At 66.5% G+C, this 3,772-nt stretch carries 4 protein-coding genes; 2 read left to right on the top strand and 2 right to left on the bottom strand.

Features of this window, described 5'->3' with window-relative positions; genetic code table 11:
* Window positions 1-216: 216 nt before the first annotated feature.
* Together JMF90_RS28120 and JMF90_RS28115 are read right to left on the bottom strand one after the other, a co-directional pair.
* Complete coding sequence (locus JMF90_RS28120) at window positions 217-747, bottom strand: cytochrome b (RefSeq protein WP_011544490.1); 531 nt, start codon at window positions 745-747, stop codon at window positions 217-219.
* A complete protein-coding gene (locus JMF90_RS28115; protein WP_201316655.1) occupies window positions 747-1,832 on the bottom strand; it encodes a catalase family peroxidase in 1,086 nt (361 codons plus the stop codon). Before JMF90_RS28115 ends, JMF90_RS28120 begins: the two co-directional genes overlap by 1 nt.
* 159 nt (window positions 1,833-1,991) lie before the next feature.
* Here JMF90_RS28115 and JMF90_RS28110 point away from each other — a divergent pair, with 159 nt between their 5' ends.
* Window positions 1,992-2,513 (top strand): sigma-70 family RNA polymerase sigma factor, encoded by a 522-nt coding sequence (locus JMF90_RS28110; protein WP_006477208.1) that lies wholly within the window; start codon window positions 1,992-1,994, stop codon window positions 2,511-2,513.
* Window positions 2,510-3,268: an anti-sigma factor gene (locus tag JMF90_RS28105; RefSeq protein ID WP_201316656.1), complete on the top strand. Its 759-nt coding sequence runs from the start codon at window positions 2,510-2,512 to the stop codon at window positions 3,266-3,268. The genes JMF90_RS28110 and JMF90_RS28105 overlap by 4 nt, the downstream gene beginning before the upstream one ends.
* The last annotated feature ends 504 nt before the right edge of the window (window positions 3,269-3,772 follow it).

Below are 3,772 nucleotides of genomic sequence, written 5' to 3'. Positions count from 1 at the left end.
TTCCCTCTTCTTCCCCGCGCTGCGTTTCCGTTAGCGCGAAAGAGGCGTGATTTTATGCATCCGCCCCGGTCTCCGCAACCCCTTTTGTGAAATATTTTTGACATGCTATGGCGGAGTCCGCCGAGCCTTCCCAGTGCTCATATATAAGCGACACGGCAGGCGCAGCCTCGGTCGCCCTTGAGCAGCCCCGCCGTATCGCACGCAACCTTCCGTCGATTACCGCCCCACCATCGCCCTCACCACGCCGTCTCGCCGGATCAGCCCGTGATACAGCGCCGCGGCAAAGTGCGCGAGGAACGTCAGGAAGAAGAGATAGGCCAGCACGCGATGCGCGACCCGAAGCCACGCGAACGTCACCGGATCAGCCGACACCAGCGCCGGCAGTTGCACGCCGCCGCCCAGCGTCACCGGATACCCGCCCGCCGACAGCATCGCCCAGCCGATCAGCGGCATCGCGACCATCAGCGCATACAGCACGAGATGCGAACCGTGCGCAGCCACCTTCTGCCACCACGGCAGATCCTCGGGCAACGCCGGCGGCTTCGACAGCATCCGCACCACGATCCGCACACACACCAGCACCAGTACGGCCACGCCCAGCGGCTTGTGAATCGCCACCAGGATCTCGTGCCGGCCGGAAACCGACGCCACCATCCCCACCCCGATGAACAGCATCGCGAGGATCATCGCGGCCATCACCCAGTGCAGCACCCGCGCCGGCAAACTAAACGTCGTCGAAGCCTTCATCACCTTCCCTCCCCACTCACTCGCGCCACGCCTGCCACGCCGGCCTCTTCACTCGTGCGCCGCAGATACGAATCCGCATACGCGGCCGAGCGCGCCGCCAGCAACGGATCGCCCGACACCTGGATCCCCTGCGGCAGTACCGTCGGGTCGTAGTTCACATCGCGGCACGGGCCGCTGTCCTGCGCCTCCACGCGGTCGAGCACGAGCGTGCCCGCATCGATCGTCGTGCGCTGCGCGGGCCAGATCTTCGTCGCGTCGTCCACCGGGTCGCCGGGCTCCGCCAGCGTGACCAGCAGCTTCCACTTCTGCGGGCCGGCCGCGATGCGCTGCGTCACGTCCTGTTGCAGCACGTTCGGGTCCGCGGCCGTCGCGACGTCGCCGGCGCCCGCCGTCTGCTCCGGCACGACGCGCCACCGCACCGCCTGGCGCTTGCCGGCCGCGTCGACGAAGTAGAACGCGTTCAGCCCGTAATAGCTTTCGGTGACGTAGCTCGCGCTCGGCTTCGCACCCTTCACCCATTGCAGGAACGCGCCCGCTTCCGGATGCGCGCCGAAGAACGCCTTCACCTTTGCCGGGTCCGGCTTGCCCGTCTTCGGATCGGGCTGGGTCGCGAGCGTCTGCTCGTAGAACGCCTGTGGCGTCGCGACGGGAAACACCGGCATCGCGTTCATCCCCGTCCGCCATTGCTGGCCGTCCGGTGCGGTCAGCTTCAGCGCGAGGCTGCGGATCGGCACGCTGCTGTCGGGCGCATAAGGATTCCCGCCCGGCAACGCGAAGCGCCCGACCACCGGCGTGCGCACCGCCTTGAAGAACGGCGCGACCGAATACGCGCTCGCGGCGCCGTTGCCTTCGAAGTAGCCGGTCACGCACACGCCCTTCGCGTGATTGCGCCGGTAGCCGGGATGGATACCGCTGTTGGTCTGCAGCGCGTCGACGAGCCGGTGCGGGGTCAGACGCGCCGGCGCGAGCCACCCGCCGGCATACCCGAACGCCGCAGCCACGCCGGCCACCGCGCCGCCGATCACGGCCCAGCGCCACCACCCGCGCCCGGGCTCGCGCTGCGGCGAAGAAGAAGATTGCTTCATGAATGCACTCCCGATCGTCAGATCATTGTCGAACGCGCGTAGGACGCCGCCCACGCCGCTTTATTCCACGAACAGTTTTTTTCGTATGCTGGAGGGAATAACCGATGCCGGCCGGCGTCCTACGCGGCATCTACGACCCTTTCGGCAACCGGCCCGGCCATGCCCTCCACCGCCCTCGACGACGAAGCATTGCGCGAACTCATCCCCAGGCTGCGACGCTTCGCGCTCTGGCTGGCGCGCGACGTGCACGCGGCCGACGATCTCGTCCAGTCGACGCTCGAGCGTGCGCTGTCGCGCTGGACGAGCCGCCGCGACGACGCATCGCTGCGCAGCTGGCTGTTCACGATCCTGTACCGGCAATTTCTCGATGGCAAACGCAGCGCGAAGCGCTACGCGTGGCTGCTCGGCCGCATCCGCGACGACGACGAAGCGCACTGGCCGTCCGCCGAACGCGAATTCGCGGCGCGCGCGACGCTCGAAGCGTTCGGCCGGCTCTCGGACGAACAGCGCAGCCTGCTGCTGCTCGTCGCGGTCGAAGGCTTCACCTATCAGGAAGTCGCCGACCTGCTCGAAGTGCCGATCGGCACGGTGATGTCGCGGCTCTCCCGCGCGCGCCAGGCGCTGCGCCAGCTCAGCGACGGCGAACTTCCTGCTCCTTCCTTGCGGCTGATGAAGAAATGAACACCCCTCCGAACGAACATGACCTTCAGGCCTATGTCGACGGCCAACTCGACGACGATGCGCGCGCAGCGGTCGAGCGTTATCTCGCGCTGCATCCGGCGCGCGCGGAACAGGTGAAGCAATGGCAGCAGGACGCGCAGCGGTTGCGGGCCGCGCTGGAGAGCGTGCGGATGCCGGCCGATAACCCTGCGCTGGATCCGGCCGCGATTCGCGGCCGACGGGCCGAGCGCGCGCGGATGCGGTTCGCGATGGCGGCTTCCTTCGTGTTCTGCGTCGGGCTCGGGACGTTCGGCGGATGGCAGGCGCGCGGGTGGAACGCGCCGCCGCCCATCGCGCCGATGAGTGATGCGGTCAAGGCTTACCAGATGATGGTGGTCGATCGGACGGCCAAGGTCGATTACCGGCCGACCGGTGCGAGTGATTTGCAAGGGTGGCTCACCAAAGGCGTGGGCGCATCGGCGAAGCTGCCGGATTTGAGCGCGGCGGGGTTCAGGCCGGTTGGTGGGCGGTTGTTCACGACCGACAGCGGCGCTACTGCTGCGATGGTGCTCTATCAGGATGACGCGGGACGGACGTTGAGCTTCTATCTCCGGCCGGCGGAATCGAAACATCGGCTGCTGCCGAATGGGCAACGGGTGGATGGCGCGCTGCTGGCGCGGTATGGCTCGGTGAACGGGCTCAACTATGCGGTGGTCGGGCCGGCCGGGAGTCTTGGCGAGAAGGCGGTCGTGCAGGTGCTCGATCAGCAGACTTGAAGTGGTAGGATGCGCGCGCCCGACTGGTGGTCGGCGATGGCCGCCAGCGCCTTTTGTGGCGAGGCTCGGCCGGCTTGAACGGGTGCACGCTCACCACTCGAATGCACAGCGTTTCGACTGACTTTCCTCGGCTGTTATTCACACCGAAACCTCGCCGGCACCCTCACCTTTAAAATCACAGGGTTTCGAGTCGCCGCGGAACGGGATATCCACACCTCTCCTGATGGTGCTGCATGCTGACTTCGACGGGTTCGCTCACCTTTGGCATGCACAGCGTTTCTTGTTGTTTTGGGCATCGATATCCACAACCCGGGTGATTGACCGATCGTCTTCGCCGGGTTCGACTCCGCTCACCCGTTGAATGCAGCCGGTTTCGAGTGGCTTCGAGTCAACGATATCCACACGGCATTCGACGTCCGGACGTCGCCGCCGATTCGTTCGCTGCCCTCTTTCATGGTCGGCAAAGCCTTGCCGGGCAACGCATTCAGGCCGACGAGCCCATCG

The sequence above is a fragment of the Burkholderia sp. E168m23 genome, from assembly GCF_016586125.1.
GTDB classification, from domain to species: domain Bacteria; phylum Pseudomonadota; class Gammaproteobacteria; order Burkholderiales; family Burkholderiaceae; genus Burkholderia; species Burkholderia orbicola.
The sequence above is the reverse complement of the archived record's forward strand: the minus strand, read 5'-3'. Positions and strand labels throughout refer to the sequence as shown.

Excerpts from the sequence above, each read along its gene's own strand:
- JMF90_RS28120 (WP_011544490.1), bottom strand. The coding sequence starts at position 747 with ATGAAGGCTTCGACGACGTTTAGTTTGCCGGCGCGGGTGCTGCACTGG.
- JMF90_RS28115 (WP_201316655.1), bottom strand. The coding sequence starts at position 1,832 with ATGAAGCAATCTTCTTCTTCGCCGCAGCGCGAGCCCGGGCGCGGGTGG.
- JMF90_RS28110 (WP_006477208.1), top strand. The coding sequence starts at position 1,992 with ATGCCCTCCACCGCCCTCGACGACGAAGCATTGCGCGAACTCATCCCC.
- JMF90_RS28105 (WP_201316656.1), top strand. The coding sequence starts at position 2,510 with ATGAACACCCCTCCGAACGAACATGACCTTCAGGCCTATGTCGACGGC.